This window comes from Streptomyces sp. NPDC000345 (assembly GCF_042898825.1).
Classification (GTDB): Bacteria; Actinomycetota; Actinomycetes; order Streptomycetales; family Streptomycetaceae; genus Streptomyces.
Map to the genome: position 1 here is coordinate 353,172 of NZ_JBIAZE010000008.1, position 15,890 is coordinate 369,061.

The following is a 15,890-nucleotide window of genomic DNA, read 5'->3' on the forward strand; positions in this document are numbered from 1 at the left end:
CCAGAACGAACCGGGGAGGCGCAATGCGCCTCCCCGGTCCCAGGTCCACCCCTTCGAGTGAGCCGACAGGTGTGTCACAGCGTGCGGCGCACACCCTCCGCCAGTTCGCCCGCCAGTTTCCTGACCGCCTCGACGCCGGCCGCGTGGTCCGGGGCGTCCAGCATCCGCTTGACGAAGGCGGAGCCGACGATCACACCGTCGGCGAAGCCGGCCACCTCGGCGGCCTGCCCGGCGTCGGAGACCCCGAGGCCGACGCAGACGGGCAGGCCGGTGCCGGTGGCCCGGGTCCGTTCGACCAGGTCCTGGGCCTGCGTGCCGACCGACTCACGGGTGCCGGTGACCCCCATCAGCGAGGCGGCGTAGACGAAGCCGCTGCCCGCCGCGGTGATCTGCGCGAGCCGCTCGTCCTTGCTGCTGGGCGCCACGACGAAGACCGTCGCCAGGCCGTGCTTCTCGGCGTGCTCCCTCCACAGCTGCGACTCCTGCACCGGCAGGTCGGGCAGGATGCAGCCCGCGCCGCCGGCCGCGGCCAGTTCGGCGGTGAACCGCTCGACGCCGTAGCGGTCGACGGGGTTCCAGTAGGTCATCACGAGCACCGGCTTCCCGGTGGCCTCGAACGCCTCGCGGACCGTGCGCATGACGTCCGCGATCCGCACCCCGCCGCGCAGGGCGATGTCGTCGGCGGTCTGGATGACCGGCCCGTCGAGCACGGGATCGCTGTGCGGCAGACCGACCTCGACGACGTCCGCCCCGCCGTCGAAGACGGCCTTGATCGCCTCGATGCCGCCGTCCACGGTCGGGAACCCGGCCGGGAGGTAGGCGATGAGCGCGGAGCGGCCCTCGGCCCTGGCGGCGGCGAGGGTGTCGGACAGCAGCTGAATGTTCCCGCTCACTTGGCGTCCCCCTCGATCTCGGCGGTGTCGGCCGCGTTGGCGGCGACCTCGGCGTCGGTGTCGTACAGCCCGAAGTAGCGGGCGGCCGTGTCCATGTCCTTGTCGCCGCGGCCGGACAGGTTGACGACGATCAGCCCCTCCGGGCCGAGCTCCTTGCCGACCTCCAGGGCGCCGGCCAGGGCGTGCGCCGACTCGATGGCCGGGATGATGCCCTCGGTGCGCGACAGCAGCCGCAGCGCCTGCATGGCCGCGTCGTCGGTGACCGCGCGGTACTCGCCGCGGCCGCTGTCCTTGAGGTAGGAGTGCTCGGGGCCGATGCCCGGGTAGTCCAGGCCCGCCGAGATGGAGTACGGCTCGGTGATCTGGCCCTCGTCGTCCTGGAGGACGTAGGACCGCGAGCCGTGCAGGATGCCGGGCTCGCCGGCGGTGAGGGTGGCCGCGTGCTCGCCGGTCTCCACGCCGTGTCCGGCCGGCTCGCAGCCGATCAGACGGACGGAGGTGTCCGGGATGAAGGCGTGGAAGAGGCCGATGGCGTTGGAGCCGCCGCCGACGCAGGCGACAGCGGCGTCCGGCAGGCGCCCGGTGCGCTCCAGGAGCTGGCGGCGGGCCTCGACGCCGATGACGCGGTGGAAGTCGCGGACCATGGCCGGGAAGGGGTGCGGTCCCGCGACCGTGCCGAAGAGGTAGTGGGTGTGGTCGACGTTGGCGACCCAGTCGCGGAACGCCTCGTTGATGGCGTCCTTCAGGGTGCGGCTGCCGGACTTCACCGCGACGACCTCGGCGCCCAGCATGCGCATCCGGGCCACGTTCAGGGCCTGGCGCTGGGTGTCGATCTCGCCCATGTAGATCGTGCATTCGAGCCCGAACAGGGCGCAGGCGGTGGCCGTCGCCACGCCGTGCTGGCCTGCGCCGGTCTCGGCGATCACGCGGGTCTTGCCCATGCGCTTGGTGAGCAGGGCCTGGCCGAGCACGTTGTTGATCTTGTGGGAGCCGGTGTGGTTGAGATCCTCGCGCTTGAGGAACACACGGGCGCCACCGGCGTGTTCGGCGAACCGCGGCACCTCGGTGAGGGAGCTGGGGCGGCCGGTGTAATGGACGAGCAGGTCGTCGAGCTCACGGGCGAACTCGGGGTCGTGCTTGGCCTTGTCGTACTCGACGGCGACCTCGTCCACGGCGGCCACCAGGGCCTCGGGGATGAACTTGCCGCCGAACGCGCCGAAGTAGCCCTCAGCGCTGGGGACCTGACCCTCCGGGTCGGGGATGAAGAACTCGCTGGGCATGCGGAAACCTCACGGTGAGTTGGGAATACCTGATCGCCGTGGGGGCGGGGCTCGTCCGACGGTGAGGGACCGTCCGTGGCTCTTGTCGCGCAGTTCCCCGCGCCCCTAAAGGGCGCGCTGCCATCGACGGCCGTTCACCTGTCCCGGTTCGTCTCCGATGACGTACCTGACCCTGCGGCCGTGCACCCTGCGGGCGGGCGCGCGGCAGCCACGGGGACGGCAGCCGCGCGCGAGGCGGGCGTACCGGTCCGTGGTGGCGGCGGGGGTCGTGGGAGTCATCGGGGCCAGCCTAGCGAAAGATCAGCCCCGGCCGTGCCGCAGCGCGGGGTGCTCGCCCGCCGCGACGAGGTCGGCCACCGCCGTCTTGGGGTCGCGGCCGGTCACCAGGGACTCGCCGACCAGGACCGCGTCGGCGCCGGCGTTGGCGTAGGCGATGAGGTCGTGGGGGCCGCGGACGCCGGACTCGGCGACCTTGACGATGCGGTCCGGGATCTCGGGGGCGACCCGCTCGAAGGTGGAGCGGTCGACCTCCAGCGTCTTCAGGTTGCGCGCGTTGACACCGATGATCTTCGCACCCGCGTCCACCGCCCGCTCGACCTCCTCCTCGTCGTGCACCTCGACGAGCGGGGTGAGGCCGATGGAGACGGCGCGCTCGATCAGCGACTCCAGGGCCGGCTGGTCGAGGGCGGCCACGATCAGCAGCGCGAGGTCGGCGCCGTACGCGCGGGCCTCCCACAGCTGGTACGACGTGACGATGAAGTCCTTGCGCAGCACGGGGATGTCCACGCGCGCGCGGACCGCCTCGAGGTCGGCGAGCGAGCCGCCGAAGCGTCGCTGTTCGGTGAGGACGGAGATGACGGCGGCGCCGCCCGCCTCGTAGTCGGCGGCCAGGCCCGCGGGGTCGGCGATGGCGGCCAGCGCGCCCTTGGACGGGCTGGAGCGCTTGACCTCGCAGATCACCTTGACACCGTCGCCCCGGAGTGCGGCGACCCCGTCCTTGGCGGCGGGAGCCTTCGCCGCGCGCTCCTTGAGCTCGTCGAGGCTGACGCGCGCCTGCCGCTCCGCGAGGTCGGCACGGACTCCGTCGATGATCTCGTCGAGCACACTCACGCGAGCGGCCCCCTTCCGGATGGCTGAGAGACGACTGACAGTTCCAGCGACCACGACCGGTGGAAAAGCGATGGTCACTGCGATGGTATCCGGAGGAGGCCGAAGGCCTCACATCCGGTTGAGGGCGGTCCCACTACCTGGACATTCGACTGTTGATCAAGGGTGCAGCCAGCCACCGGACGGCAGGTTCCGGACAACGGTGAAGACCAGCACCAACGCGCCCAGGGACCACATGCGCAGGGGGCCGAGGGCGATCCGCAGGGGGCGTCCGCGGGCCGCGCGGACCACCCAGACGGTCCATACGACGGCGAAGGCCAGATAGGCGACGACGGCCAGCGCGTTGTCGTGCAGGGCGGTCGTGAGGTCGCCGTGGACGAAGGCGTGCGCGCTGCGCAGGCCGCCGCAGCCGGGGCAGTACAGGCCCGTGAGGCGCAGCAGGGGGCAGGCCGGGTAGTGGCCGGGCTCGTTGGGGTCGACGGCCCCGACGTAGGCGAAGGCGCCGGCGACGGCGGCGAGGATCCCGGCGGGCACGGCCAGTCGTCCCACGGCTGTCGGCGTCGTCGTCCGGCTCTCGGCGTTCACGCCTCGCATTCTGCCCGGCGCGGGCCGTACACGCGCGTGAGGGGCGGCCGGTGTGCTCCCGGCCGCCCCTCACACGGGGTCCGGCAGGCTCAGCCCTCGACGCTCGCGGGCTCGGCCGTCGCCTTCGGCGCGACCTTGTGCGCGGGGCGGGCCTCCTTCGGCTGGCCCAGGCCCGCGGCGCGCATGAGGGCGCCGACCACACCGCCGAGGGCCACGATCACCATGCCGGCCCAGAAGCCGACCGGCTGGGCCATCACCATGAACGCGCCCGCGACGCAGAAACCGATGAAGGCGATGGTGACACCGGTCCAGGCGGCCGGGGTGTGTCCGTGGCTGCTGCCCGCCATGACTTGCTCCTCATTACTGTCTGTGGGTCCGTCCGAGCCGGAGGCTCGCGGTCCATTGTCCCGTACGCGGACGCGTCCCGGACGCTGGGGTGGCTTCCGGCGACGTCTGATTCGCCACACCGGGAACCGGACGCGGATCCCGGTCAGGCCGGGTCGACGCCCGTGGGGTCCTCGCCGCGGTCCAGGGCCTTCCAGATCTCCTCGGGCCGGTCGGGGTCGACGGGCCTGGCGTTGCGCCGGCGGGGGGCGCCGCCGCGCTCGTAGCGGCCGGACATCGCAGGCCACTGGCGGCCGTAGCGCAGGGCCAGCAGACCCGCCAGGAGGATCAGGACACCACCGACGACCGCGACGTAGGGCCAGGCGGTGTGGGTGAAGGAGGCGACGGTGGCGGAGGTGTCGCCGGAGGCCTTCGCGGCCTGCTCGTCGAGCGCGGAGTCGTCGGAGGCGCCCATCAGGGCCGCGACGACGATGCCGGCGCCGGAGAGCGCGAGGAGGGCGGAGACCGCGAGGCGGCCGGCCCTGCGGACGGCGAAGACGGCGACGAGCGCGGCGAGGCCCACTATGGCGAGCGCCGCGGGCACGCCCGTGACGTCGCTGCCCTTGGCGGTGAGGGGGAAGGCGCCGCCGGCCACCGTCGCCGTGCCCTGCGACCAGCGCTGCCGGGTGGCCAGCAGGGCCACGGCCGCGCCCAGCGCGCCGGACAGCAGGGCGAGCCCGAGGCTCAGGCGGCCGGCCCGGGCGGAGGCGGCTGATGCGGAACGGGGGTGAGGTACGGCAGTCACGGAGTCCACTATCGCCTGAACCCCGGGCGAACCGTCACCCGGGGCCCAGTGATTCGCGCCCCACTGCCGCGGGCGAGGCCTACCCGCGCAGCCGGTTCGCGGTGTGGACCGCGCGGAGTACCGCCGCCGCCTTGTTACGGCACTCCTGGTCCTCGGCGACCGGGTCGGAGTCGGCGACGATGCCCGCGCCGGCCTGGACGTAGGCGGTGCCGTCGCGCAGCAGGGCGGTGCGGATGGCGATGGCGGTGTCGGAGTCGCCCGCGAAGTCCAGGTAGCCCACACAGCCGCCGTACAGGCCGCGCCGGGACGGCTCCAGCTCGTCGATGATCTGCATGGCGCGGGGCTTGGGGGCGCCGGAGAGGGTGCCCGCGGGGAAGCAGGCGGTGAGCACGTCGAAGGCGGTGCGGCCCCGGGCGACCTTGCCGGTGACCGTCGAGACGATGTGCATGACGTGCGAGTACCGCTCGACGGACATGAAGTCGACGACCTCGACCGAGCCGGGTTCGCACACCCGCCCGAGGTCGTTGCGGCCCAGGTCGACGAGCATGAGGTGCTCGGCGCGCTCCTTGGGGTCGGCGAGCAGTTCGTCGGCGAGGGCCTGGTCCTCCTGCGGGGTGGCGCCGCGGTGCCGGGTGCCGGCGATGGGGTGGACCATGGCCTGTCCGTCCTCGACCTTCACCAGGGCCTCGGGGGACGAGCCCACGACGTCGAATCCGTCGAAGCGGAACAGGTACATGTACGGGGAGGGGTTCGTCGCCCGCAGGACCCGGTAGACGTCCAGCGCGCTCGCCGTGCACGGTGTCTCGAAGCGCTGCGAGGGGACGACCTGGAAGGCCTCGCCCGCGCGGATGCGCTCCTTGATGTCCTCGACGGCCTCCTGGAAGTCGGGGCCGCCCCACCGGGCGGTGTACTCGGGCAGCTCGGAGGGCGGCAGGACCGCCGGTGGCTGGGCGACCGGGCGGGAGAGGTCGGCCTCCATGGCGTCCAGCCGGGCCACCGCGTCCGCGTACGCGTCGTCGACGCCGGTGTCGAGGTCGTTGTGGTTGATCGCGTTGGCGATCAGCAGGACGGAGCCCTCCCAGTGGTCCATGACGGCGAGGTCGCTGGTGAGGAGCATGGTCAGCTCGGGCAGCCGCAGGTCGTCGCGCTCGCCGGGGCCGATCTTCTCCAGGCGGCGCACGATGTCGTAGCCGAGGTAGCCGACCATGCCGCCGGTGAACGGCGGCAGGTCCTCCTGGTGGGGGGTGTGCAGGGCCTCGATGGTGGCGCGCAGGGCGGCCAGCGGGTCGCCGTCGACGGGGACGCCGACGGGCGGGACGCCGAGCCAGTGCGCCTGGCCCTCGCGCGCGGTGAGGGTGGCCGCGGAGCGGACGCCCACGAACGAGTAGCGGGACCAGGACCGGCCGTTCTCCGCGGACTCCAGGAGGAAGGTGCCGGGGCGCTCGGCGGCGAGCTTGCGGTAGAGCCCGACCGGGGTGTCGCCGTCGGCGAGGAGCTTGCGGGTGACCGGGATGACCCGCCGGTCGGTGGCCAGCTTGCGGAACGTCTCGAGGTCCATGGCGGCTGACCTTACTGATCCGAGGCGGCGGCGCCGGAATCGGCGCCGTCCTTGAGCAGGACGTCGGCGTCGAAGCAGGTGCGCGCGCCGGTGTGGCAGGCGGCGCCGACCTGGTCGACCTTGACCAGCAGGGTGTCGGCGTCGCAGTCGAGGGCGACGGACCTGACCCACTGGAAGTGACCGGAGGTGTCCCCCTTGACCCAGTACTCCCGGCGGCTGCGCGACCAGTAGGTGCAGCGGCCGGTGGTGAGCGTGCGGTGCAGTGCCTCGTCGTCCATCCAGCCGAGCATGAGCACCTCACCGGTGTCGTACTGCTGGGCGATGGCGGGGACGAGCCCGTCGGCGCTGCGCTTGAGGCGCGCGGCGATCTCGGGGTCCAGGCGGCTGGGCGAGGGCGTGCTGGTCATGGGTGCCATTGTGCCGCGCGCGACGGACAGTGACGGCCCGCTGTCCACTGGGCGGACCTGTTACGTAGTCGTAGGCTGACTGCATGTCGACCTTCGCCAAGCGTGAACGACTCCTTTTCGCCGACCTCCTGGAGACCGCCGGTCCGGGCGCCCCGACCCTCTGCGAGGGCTGGGAGACGCAGGACCTGGCCGCGCACGTGGTGGTGCGCGAGCGCCGCCCGGACGCGGCCGGCGGCATCCTCATCAAGCAACTGGCCCCCCGCCTGGACAGGGTGATGGCGGAGTTCGCCGCGAAGCCGTACGACGAGCTGATCACCCTGATCCGCACCGGCCCGCCGAGGTTCTCGCCCTTCCAGCTGAAGCAGCTCGACGAGGCGTCCAACACGATCGAGTTCTACGTGCACACCGAGGACGTCCGGCGGGCCCGGCCCGACTGGACGCCCCGGGAGCTCGACTCCGTCTTCCAGGACGCGCTGTGGTCCCGTCTGGAGCGCACCGCGCGCCTGATGGGCCGCGGTTCCCCGACCGGCCTGGTGCTGCGCCGCGCGGACGGCCGCACGGTGGTCGCCCAGCGCGGCACCCCGGTCGTGACGGTCACCGGGGAGCCGTCGGAACTGCTGCTGTTCCTGTACGGCCGCCAGAGCGCCGCAAAGGTGGAGCTGGACGGCGACAAGGAAGCGATCGAGAGGCTGCACAGCGGCAAGCAGCTCGGGATCTGACCCGCCGACCGGGAGGCGCCGCCGTGATCAAGGTCGCCATGACGAGCGTGTACGTCGACGACGTCGCCAGGGCCCACACGTTCTACACGGAGGTGCTGGGCTTCGAGACCCGTCTCCACATGGACCTGGGCGACGGCACCCTGTTCGTGACGGTCGGCGCGCGCGAGGGCGCCCAGCCGGACCTCCAGCTGCTGCTGGAGCCGGGACAGGGCCCCATCGCGGAGCCGTACCGCACGGCGGTGAAGGAGGCGGGGCTGCCGTGCATCGTCTTCTCCGTCGACGACATCGAGGCGGAGTACGAGCGGCTGCGCGCCCTCGGCGTCCGCTTCACCCAGGCCCCGCGGGAGCAGGGCCCGGTCGTGACGGCCGTACTCGACGACACGGTGGGCAACCTGGTGCAGCTCGCTCAGTCGAAGGAGTGAGCCTCAGCGGGGGAGTTCGGCGCGGCGCAGGCCGGGTACGCCGAGGGCGACGACTCCGCCGAGGCCGCACAGCGTCGCGCTGGCCACGAAGACCGGGCCGGTGCCCCAGGCTCCGATCGCGGCGGCGGACAGCGGCATGCTGAGCGGGGTGAGCCCCAGGCTGACCAGGCTGGAGACGGCGGTGACGCGGCCCAGGTACGCAGGATCGGCCTGCGTCTGCAGCAGGGCCCCGCACATGGCTCCGCTGAGCCCGGCGAGCAGCCCGATCAGCAGGGCCGTGACGACGGCGGTGGCGACGGTCGGCATGTACGCGAGGGCGCCGATGGCGAGCGCGCCCGCCAGGATCGACCAGCCGGCGACCCGCCCGGCGTGGGGAAGCCGTCCGCGCAGGGTCAGCAGCAGCGAGGCGGCGCCCGCGCCGACGCCGAACCCCGCGAGCACCCAGCCCATCCCGGCGGCACCCCATCCGCGCTCGTCGGCCAGCAGGGTCAGACCCACGTTGAGCGGTCCGACGAAGCCGAGGTCACCGAGCGCGACGGCGAGCATCAGCGGCCCGAGCACGCGGTGGCGGCGGATGTACCTCAGCCCGGCCGTCAGGTCGGCACGGGCGGTCGTCCTCCGCGCGCCGACGGTGTCGTCCGGCGGCAGGTCCCGCACCCGTACGCAGACCAGCAGGGGCACCGACATCGCGATGAGCAGCCCCGCGAGCCCGAACGCGGCCGCCGCGCCGCCCGCCGCCACGGCGAAGCCGCCGAGGGGGGCGCCGACGACGCCGGCGAACCGGATCGCGAGCCCGCGCATGCCCTGCACGCGCGCGAGCTGGTCACGGCTCGTCATACGGGCGGGCAGGGCGCCCACGGCCGGTACGAACACGGCGTCGACGGTGCCGAAGACCAGGGCCAGCAGGGCCAGCGGCCACAGGCCGGGGCTGGTCACGAACAGCAGGGCGGCCACCGCGAGGACGGCCGCGCAGCGCACGGCGTCGCTGCCGATGACGACCCGGCGCGGGCCCAGCCGGTCGGCGATCACTCCACCGCCCAGCATCAGCAGCGCCCGCGGCACGGCGCTCGCGGTCATCACGAGCCCCGCCTGCGAGGGAGTGCCGGCCTGTACGGCGGCCCAGGACAGGGCGAGGTAGTAGACGCTGTCGCCGGCCATCGAGGAGGTGTAGGCGGCGAGCCAGCGCAGGACGGCGGGGTCGCGGTGGGCAGGCCTGGCACCGGTGAGCGCGGGTGTGAGCGTGGCCGTCACGGGCGGTGGTCCTCTCAGACACGGAACGGGAACCCGTACAGGTGCAGCGCGACATGCTCGCGCCCCTCGGTGTCGCCGTGGGCTTCGGCGGCCCGGCCTTTCTCGTCGTACCTCTTGATCACGTCGTGCAGGGCCTGTTTCAGCTCGGCCAGCTCCGCGGCTGTCAGGCGCAGCAGCGACTCGGAGTCCTGCGCTGCCTCGTTCCACTCCCGCCCCCAGTGCGGACGCTGGTCGAGATAGGTGCGGTACATCTCGGAGCGCTGCTCCTGGAAGAGCCGTGAGGCCGCCAGGTGCGCGGTGACCTTCTCGGGTGCGTCCTGGAAGTCCGTGTCCCGTACGGTCACCCCGTCGGAGGACGGTCGCCACCACCGTTCCCGGCCGTCCGCGCTCTGCGGTTCCGCCGCCTCGATCAACCCGTGCTCGGCGAGCTTGCGCAGGTGGTAGCTGACCAGGGACACCGCCTCGTCGACCTGCTCGGCGAGCTGGGAGGCGGTGGCGGCCTCGGTCACGAACAGCAGGCGGTAGAGCTTCATGCGCAGCGGATGGGCGAGCGCCTTGAGCGTGCCGACATCCGTGATCCGGCGGTTCTCCTTGCGGGCCATGCCCCCACGCTAGACGCGAAAGAAAAATTGCGCAATAAATTTTGCGCAAGTTTCGTTTCGTGTCTCCTCGCACAGAAGCCCCGGCCGCCATCGGGCAGCCGGGGCTGAGAACTCGGCGCGGCGTCAGCGCACCGGGTGGCCCGCCTCTCGCAGGGCCTGCTTCACTTCGCCGATCCGCAGGTCGCCGAAGTGGAACACCGATGCGGCGAGCACCGCGTCCGCGCCCGCCTCGACGGCCGGCGGGAAGTCGGCGAGCTTTCCGGCGCCGCCGGAGGCGATGACGGGGACCGTCACGTGCTTGCGGACGGCGGCGATCATCTCCAGGTCGTAGCCGTCCTTGGTGCCGTCGGCGTCCATCGAGTTCAGCAGGATCTCGCCGGCGCCCAGCTCGGCCGCCCGGTGCGCCCACTCGATCGCGTCGATGCCGGTGCCCTTGCGGCCGCCGTGCGTCGTCACCTCGAAGGACCCCGACCCGGTGCGCCGCGCGTCCACCGACAGCACCAGCACCTGGCTGCCGAACCGCTCGGCGATCTCCTTGATCAGCTCCGGGCGGGCGATGGCCGCCGTGTTGACGCCCACCTTGTCGGCACCTGCCCGCAGCAGCTTGTCCACGTCCTCGGGCGTACGCACCCCGCCGCCGACGGTCAGCGGGATGAACACCTGCTCGGCGGTGCGGCGCACCACGTCGTAGGTGGTCTCGCGGTTGCCCGACGAGGCGGTGATGTCCAGGAACGTCAGCTCGTCGGCGCCCTCGGCGTCGTACACCTTGGCCATCTCGACCGGGTCGCCCGCGTCGCGCAGGTTCTGGAAGTTGACGCCCTTGACGACCCGGCCGTTGTCCACGTCCAGGCAGGGGATGACTCGGACCGCCAGGGTCATGAGTTCACGGCTCCTCTGAATGCCTCTAGTTCCACTTCGACCAGGATGCGCGGGTCGACGAAACCCTCCACCACCAGCAGGGTGGACACCGGACGCACCGCGTCGAAGAACTCCTTGTGGGCCCGGCCCGCGTCGTCGACGTCCCGCTGATGCGTCAGGTACATCCGGGTACGGATCACGGACTCCACTCCGAGTCCGAACGCGCCGAGCGCCTCGACCGCGCTGGTGAAGGCCACTTTGGCCTGCTCGTAGGGGTCGCCCTCCCCGTAGAGCACGCTGCCCTTGAAGGACGTGGTGCCCGCCACCAGCACACGGTCTCCCGCCATGACGGCCCGTGCGAAACCGAAACTCTCTTCCCAGGGACTTCCGCTCTGCACCCGCCGCACGGCTTCGGACGTCATGACGACACAGCCTCCAGGGCCTCTTCCAGGGTGAACGCCTTCGCGTACAGCGCCTTCCCGACGATGGCGCCCTCGACACCGAGGGGCACCAGCCCGGCGAGGGCCCGCAGGTCGTCCAGGGAGGACACGCCACCGGACGCCACGACCGGGCGGTCCGTCGCCGCGCACACGTTCTTCAGCAGCTCCAGGTTGGGCCCCTGCAGGGTGCCGTCCTTGGCGATGTCGGTGACGACGTACCGGGCGCAGCCCTCCTTGTCGAGTCGCTCCAGCGTCTCGTAGAGGTCGCCTCCGTCGCGGGTCCAGCCCCGGCCGCGCAGGGTGGTGCCCCGAACGTCCAGGCCGACGGCGATCCTGTCGCCGTGCTCGGCGATGACCCCGGCGACCCACTCCGGGGTCTCCAGCGCGGCGGTGCCGAGGTTGACGCGGGTGCAGCCGGTGGCGAGGGCGGCGGCGAGGGTGGCGTCGTCGCGGATGCCGCCGGACAGCTCCACCTTGATGTCCATCGCCTGCGTGACCTCGCGGACCAGCTCCCGGTTGTCGCCGGTGCCGAAGGCGGCGTCCAGATCCACCAGGTGCAGCCACTTCGCGCCCGACCGCTGCCAGGCGAGGGCGGCCTCCAGGGGCGAACCGTAAGAAGTTTCCGTCCCCGACTCGCCGTGCACGAGGCGGACGGCCTGGCCGTCGCGGACGTCGACGGCGGGGAGGAGTTCGAGCTTGCTCACAGGGTTCCGATCCAGTTGGTGAGGAGCTGGGCTCCGGCGTCGCCGGACTTCTCGGGGTGGAACTGCGTGGCCCACAGGGCGCCGTTCTCCACGGCGGCCACGAAGGGCTTGCCGTGCGTCGACCAGGTCACCCTCGGCGCGTGCATGGCCTGGTTGTACGTCTCCAGGGACCAGTCGTGGACGGCGTAGGAGTGCACGAAGTAGAAGCGGGCGTCCGCGTCCAGGCCGGCGAACAGCTCGGAGTCGGCGGGGGCGTCCACGGTGTTCCAGCCCATGTGGGGCACGATCTCGGCCTGGAGCGGCTCGACCGCGCCGGGCCACTCGTCGAGGCCCTCGGTCTCGACGCCGTGCTCGATGCCGCGCGCGAACAGGATCTGCATGCCGACGCAGATGCCCATCACGGGACGGCCGCCGGAGAGCCGGCGGTCGATGATCCAGTCGCCGCGCGCCTCCCGCAGGCCCTGCATACAGGCGGCGAAGGCGCCGACGCCCGGCACCAGCAGCCCGTCGGCGTTCATGGCCCGGTCGAAGTCACGCGTGATCTCGACGTCGGCCCCGGCGCGCGCGAGGGCACGCTCGGCGGAACGGACGTTGCCGAAGCCGTAGTCGAAGACCACGACCTTCTTGCTCACCGCGCTCAACTCCACACCTCCAGCCTCATGACACCCGCGACGAGGCACATGCCGGCGCCGATCGACAACAGCACGACCAGGCTCCGGGGCATGTCCTGCTTGACGAAGGAGTAGATGCCGCCGGCCAGGAAGAGACCGACGACGATCAGAAGGGTCGACAGACCGTTCATGGTGTTACAGCGCGCCCTTCGTGGAGGGGAGGATGCCGGCCGCGCGCGGGTCGCGCTCGGAGGCGTAGCGCAGGGCCCGGGCCAGCGCCTTGAACTGGCACTCCACGATGTGGTGCGCGTTGCGTCCGTAGGGCACGTGCACGTGCAGCGCGATCTGGGCCTGGGCGACGAAGGACTCCAGGATGTGCCGGGTCATCGTCGTGTCGTACTCGCCGATCATCGGCGCCATGTTCTCGGGCTCGGTGTGCACGAGGTAGGGGCGGCCGGACAGGTCGACGGTGACCTGGGCGAGTGACTCGTCCAGCGGGACCGTGCAGTTGCCGAAGCGGTAGATGCCCACCTTGTCGCCGAGGGCCTGCTTGAAGGCGGCGCCGAGGGCGAGGGCGGTGTCCTCGATGGTGTGGTGCGAGTCGATGTGCAGATCGCCGTCGGTCTTCACGGTCAGGTCGAACAGACCGTGCCGGCCGAGCTGGTCGAGCATGTGGTCGTAGAAGCCGACGCCGGTCGACACGTCGACCTTGCCGGTGCCGTCGAGGTTGATCTCGACGAGGACCGAGGTCTCCTTCGTCGTCCGCTCTATACGTCCTACGCGGCTCATGCGCTCTGCTCCTTCTTCAACTCACGGACCGCGTCGAGGAACGCGTCGTTCTCTTCCGGGGTTCCGGCGGTCACCCGCAGCCAGCCCGGCACGCCGTTGTCCCGGACCAGGACGCCCCGGTCGAGGATCTGCTGCCAGACCTCGTGGGCGTCGGCGAACCGGCCGAACTGCACGAAGTTGGCGTCGGACGCCGTGACCTCGTAGCCGATCGCGAGCAGTTCGGTCACGAGCCGGTCGCGCTCCGACTTCAGCTGCTCGACGTACTTCAGCAGCGTCCCGGTGTGCTCCAGGGCGGCCAGCGCGGTCGCCTGGGTGACGGCCGAGAGGTGGTACGGCAGCCGGACCAGCTGTACGGCGTCCACGACGGCCGGGTGCGCGGCGAGGTAGCCGAGGCGCAGTCCGGCGGCGCCGAAGGCCTTCGACATCGTCCGCGAGACGACGAGATGCGGCCGCCCTTCGAGCAGCGGCAGCAGCGAGTCGCCGTGGCTGAACTCGACGTAGGCCTCGTCGACGACCACCATCGACGGCTTGGCGGCCTGCGCGGCCTCGTACAGCGCGAGGACCGTCTCGGCGGGCACGGCGGTGCCGGTGGGGTTGTTGGGGGTGGTGATGAAGACGACGTCCGGTCGGTGCGCGGCGATGGCCTTCTCGGCCGCCGCCACGTCGATGGTGAAGTCCTCGTTGCGCGGGCCGGAGATCCATCCGGTGCCCGTGCCGCGCGCGATGAGTCCGTGCATCGAGTACGACGGCTCGAAGCCGATCGCCGTACGTCCCGGGCCGCCGAAGGTCTGCAGCAGCTGCTGGATGACCTCGTTGGAGCCGTTGGCGGCCCACACGTTGGCCGGGCCGACCTCGTACCCGCAGGTGTCGGTCAGGTACGCGGCCAGCCGGGTGCGCAGCTCCACGGCGTCCCGGTCCGGGTAGCGGTTGAGGTCGCGGGCCGCCCCGCGCACCCGCTCCGCGATCCGCTCGACCAGGGCGTCGGGCAGCGGGTAGGGGTTCTCGTTGGTGTTCAGCCGTACGGGGACGTCCAACTGGGGAGCGCCGTAAGGGGACTTGCCGCGCAGCTCGTCCCGTACGGGAAGATCGTCGATTCCGGGGTTCACTTGCTCGTCGGTACCTTCCACCCGAACCTTGCCTTGATCGCCGCGCCGTGCGCGGGCAGGTCCTCCGCCTCCGCCAGCGTCACCACGTGGTGCGCGACCTCGGCCAGCGCGTCCTTCGTGTAGTCGACGATGTGGATGCCGCGCAGGAAGGACTGGACGGACAGGCCCGAGGAGTGGCAGGCGCAGCCGCCGGTGGGCAGCACGTGGTTGGACCCGGCCGCGTAGTCGCCGAGCGAGACCGGCGCCCAGGGGCCGATGAAGACCGCGCCCGCGTTCTTCACCCGGTCGGCCACCGCGGCGGCGTCGGCCGTCTGGATCTCCAGGTGCTCCGCACCGTAGGCGTCGACCACCCGCAGGCCCTCCTCGATGCCGTCGACGAGCACGATCGCGGACTGCCGGCCCTTGAGGGCCGGGACGATCCGGTCGTCGATGTGCTTCGTGGCGGCGATCTGCGGTTCCAGCTCCTTCTCGACCGCGTCGGCGAGTTCGACGGAGTCGGTGACCAGGACGGCGGCGGCCAGCGGGTCGTGCTCGGCCTGGCTGATCAGGTCGGAGGCCACGTGCACCGGGTCGGCCGTGCTGTCGGCGAGGACCGCGATCTCGGTCGGGCCGGCCTCGGCGTCGATGCCGATCTTGCCGGTGAAGTAGCGCTTGGCGGCGGCGACCCAGATGTTGCCGGGGCCGGTGACCATGTTGGCGGGGGCGCAGGACTCGGTGCCGTACGCGAACATCGCGACGGCGGTGGCGCCGCCCGCCGCGTACACCTCGTCGACGCCGAGCAGGGCGCACGCGGCGAGGATCGTGGGGTGCGGCAGGCCGTCGAACTCGGCCTGCGCGGGCGAGGCGAGCGCGACGGACTCGACGCCGGCCTCCTGGGCCGGGACGACGTTCATGACCACGGAGGAGGGGTAGACCGACCGGCCGCCCGGCGCGTACAGCCCGACCCGCTCGACCGGCACCCACTTCTCGGTCACCGAGCCGCCCGGCACGACCTGGGTCGTGTGCGTCGTACGCCGCTGCGCGCGATGGACGAGACGGGCCCGCCGGATGGACTCCTCCAGGGCCGCGCGCACGGCCGGGTCGAGCCGCTCCAGGGCGTCGGCGAGGGCCTGCGCGGGGACGCGGACGGATTCCAGCCGTACTCCGTCGAACTTCTCGGCGAAGTCGATCAGCGCCGCGTCGCCCCGATGATGCACGGCCTCGCAGATCGGTCGCACCTTCTCCAGGGCGGCCTGAACGTCGAAGTCGGCTCGGGGCAGCAGGTCACGCAGGGCGGGGCCCTCGGGAAGGGCGTCGCCGCGCAGATCGATTCGAGAGATCACAGCCCAATTCTCTCAGACCGGCATCCGGCACCGTCCGCGCGTATCAGTGGCTGATACAGAACGTGGCCGGAACCCGGAAGATCACCTTCACGTCTTGCTTCCGTGGG

General features: G+C 72.0%; 21 protein-coding genes. 2 read left to right on the forward strand and 19 right to left on the reverse strand.

What is annotated here, in order from left to right; translation table 11 throughout:
- Positions 1 to 74: 74 nt before the first annotated feature.
- From trpA to hisI, 9 genes are all read right to left on the reverse strand, one after another.
- A complete protein-coding gene (trpA, locus tag ACFY30_RS21635) occupies positions 75 to 893 on the reverse strand; it encodes a tryptophan synthase subunit alpha (RefSeq protein WP_390846792.1) in 819 nt (272 codons plus the stop codon).
- Positions 890 to 2,173 carry a tryptophan synthase subunit beta gene (trpB, locus tag ACFY30_RS21640; protein WP_390846793.1) on the reverse strand — a complete coding sequence of 428 codons (1,284 nt, stop codon included), beginning with the start codon at positions 2,171 to 2,173 and terminating at the stop codon, positions 890 to 892. Before trpB ends, trpA begins: the two co-directional genes overlap by 4 nt.
- A gap of 105 nt (positions 2,174 to 2,278) precedes the next feature.
- On the reverse strand, positions 2,279 to 2,452 hold the full coding sequence (trpM, locus tag ACFY30_RS21645; protein ID WP_390846794.1) for a tryptophan biosynthesis modulator TrpM: 174 nt from the start codon (positions 2,450 to 2,452) through the stop codon (positions 2,279 to 2,281).
- Between the two features lie 21 nt (positions 2,453 to 2,473).
- A complete protein-coding gene (trpC, locus tag ACFY30_RS21650; RefSeq protein ID WP_390655887.1) occupies positions 2,474 to 3,283 on the reverse strand; it encodes an indole-3-glycerol phosphate synthase TrpC in 810 nt (269 codons plus the stop codon).
- A gap of 156 nt (positions 3,284 to 3,439) precedes the next feature.
- Complete coding sequence (locus ACFY30_RS21655; RefSeq protein ID WP_390846795.1) at positions 3,440 to 3,874, reverse strand: DUF2752 domain-containing protein; 435 nt, start codon at positions 3,872 to 3,874, stop codon at positions 3,440 to 3,442.
- Between the two features lie 80 nt (positions 3,875 to 3,954).
- Positions 3,955 to 4,212, reverse strand: a complete 258-nt coding sequence (locus ACFY30_RS21660; RefSeq protein WP_390655885.1) for an HGxxPAAW family protein — start codon at positions 4,210 to 4,212, stop codon at positions 3,955 to 3,957.
- A gap of 143 nt (positions 4,213 to 4,355) precedes the next feature.
- Positions 4,356 to 5,003 (reverse strand): TIGR02234 family membrane protein, encoded by a 648-nt coding sequence (locus ACFY30_RS21665; protein ID WP_390846796.1) that lies wholly within the window; start codon positions 5,001 to 5,003, stop codon positions 4,356 to 4,358.
- A gap of 70 nt (positions 5,004 to 5,073) precedes the next feature.
- On the reverse strand, positions 5,074 to 6,552 hold the full coding sequence (locus ACFY30_RS21670) for an anthranilate synthase component I (RefSeq protein ID WP_390846797.1): 1,479 nt from the start codon (positions 6,550 to 6,552) through the stop codon (positions 5,074 to 5,076).
- Positions 6,553 to 6,563: 11 nt separating this feature from the next.
- Positions 6,564 to 6,959 (reverse strand): phosphoribosyl-AMP cyclohydrolase, encoded by a 396-nt coding sequence (gene hisI / locus ACFY30_RS21675; RefSeq protein WP_390655882.1) that lies wholly within the window; start codon positions 6,957 to 6,959, stop codon positions 6,564 to 6,566.
- 83 nt (positions 6,960 to 7,042) lie between these two features.
- Here hisI and ACFY30_RS21680 point away from each other — a divergent pair, with 83 nt between their 5' ends.
- Together ACFY30_RS21680 and ACFY30_RS21685 are read left to right on the forward strand one after the other, a co-directional pair.
- Entirely contained in the window at positions 7,043 to 7,678 is a 636-nt protein-coding gene (locus ACFY30_RS21680; protein WP_390846798.1) for a TIGR03085 family metal-binding protein, read from the forward strand.
- A gap of 23 nt (positions 7,679 to 7,701) precedes the next feature.
- Positions 7,702 to 8,100, forward strand: coding sequence for a VOC family protein (locus ACFY30_RS21685; protein WP_390846799.1), 399 nt, complete (start codon positions 7,702 to 7,704; stop codon positions 8,098 to 8,100).
- 3 nt (positions 8,101 to 8,103) lie between these two features.
- On the opposite strand, the gene ACFY30_RS21690 is transcribed toward ACFY30_RS21685, so the two are convergent.
- The 10 genes from ACFY30_RS21690 to hisD all read right to left on the reverse strand — a co-directional run bounded on the left by ACFY30_RS21690 (position 8,104) and on the right by hisD (position 15,783).
- Positions 8,104 to 9,351 (reverse strand): MFS transporter, encoded by a 1,248-nt coding sequence (locus ACFY30_RS21690; protein WP_390846800.1) that lies wholly within the window; start codon positions 9,349 to 9,351, stop codon positions 8,104 to 8,106.
- A gap of 14 nt (positions 9,352 to 9,365) precedes the next feature.
- Positions 9,366 to 9,953, reverse strand: coding sequence for an ArsR/SmtB family transcription factor (locus tag ACFY30_RS21695; RefSeq protein ID WP_390846801.1), 588 nt, complete (start codon positions 9,951 to 9,953; stop codon positions 9,366 to 9,368).
- A gap of 123 nt (positions 9,954 to 10,076) precedes the next feature.
- Positions 10,077 to 10,832, reverse strand: coding sequence for an imidazole glycerol phosphate synthase subunit HisF (hisF, locus tag ACFY30_RS21700; RefSeq protein ID WP_390655879.1), 756 nt, complete (start codon positions 10,830 to 10,832; stop codon positions 10,077 to 10,079).
- A complete protein-coding gene (locus ACFY30_RS21705; protein WP_390655878.1) occupies positions 10,829 to 11,233 on the reverse strand; it encodes a RidA family protein in 405 nt (134 codons plus the stop codon). Before ACFY30_RS21705 ends, hisF begins: the two co-directional genes overlap by 4 nt.
- On the reverse strand, positions 11,230 to 11,955 hold the full coding sequence (gene priA / locus ACFY30_RS21710) for a bifunctional 1-(5-phosphoribosyl)-5-((5-phosphoribosylamino)methylideneamino)imidazole-4-carboxamide isomerase/phosphoribosylanthranilate isomerase PriA (protein WP_390846802.1): 726 nt from the start codon (positions 11,953 to 11,955) through the stop codon (positions 11,230 to 11,232). Before priA ends, ACFY30_RS21705 begins: the two co-directional genes overlap by 4 nt.
- On the reverse strand, positions 11,952 to 12,596 hold the full coding sequence (gene hisH / locus ACFY30_RS21715) for an imidazole glycerol phosphate synthase subunit HisH (RefSeq protein WP_390655876.1): 645 nt from the start codon (positions 12,594 to 12,596) through the stop codon (positions 11,952 to 11,954). Before hisH ends, priA begins: the two co-directional genes overlap by 4 nt.
- Positions 12,593 to 12,757 (reverse strand): hypothetical protein, encoded by a 165-nt coding sequence (locus ACFY30_RS21720; protein WP_390655875.1) that lies wholly within the window; start codon positions 12,755 to 12,757, stop codon positions 12,593 to 12,595. Before ACFY30_RS21720 ends, hisH begins: the two co-directional genes overlap by 4 nt.
- A 4-nt stretch (positions 12,758 to 12,761) precedes the next feature.
- Complete coding sequence (gene hisB, locus ACFY30_RS21725) at positions 12,762 to 13,355, reverse strand: imidazoleglycerol-phosphate dehydratase HisB (RefSeq protein ID WP_133910108.1); 594 nt, start codon at positions 13,353 to 13,355, stop codon at positions 12,762 to 12,764.
- Positions 13,352 to 14,461: a histidinol-phosphate transaminase gene (locus ACFY30_RS21730; RefSeq protein WP_390846803.1), complete on the reverse strand. Its 1,110-nt coding sequence runs from the start codon at positions 14,459 to 14,461 to the stop codon at positions 13,352 to 13,354. Before ACFY30_RS21730 ends, hisB begins: the two co-directional genes overlap by 4 nt.
- On the reverse strand, positions 14,458 to 15,783 hold the full coding sequence (hisD, locus tag ACFY30_RS21735) for a histidinol dehydrogenase (RefSeq protein ID WP_390846804.1): 1,326 nt from the start codon (positions 15,781 to 15,783) through the stop codon (positions 14,458 to 14,460). The genes ACFY30_RS21730 and hisD overlap by 4 nt, the downstream gene beginning before the upstream one ends.
- Positions 15,784 to 15,890: the final 107 nt, after the last annotated feature.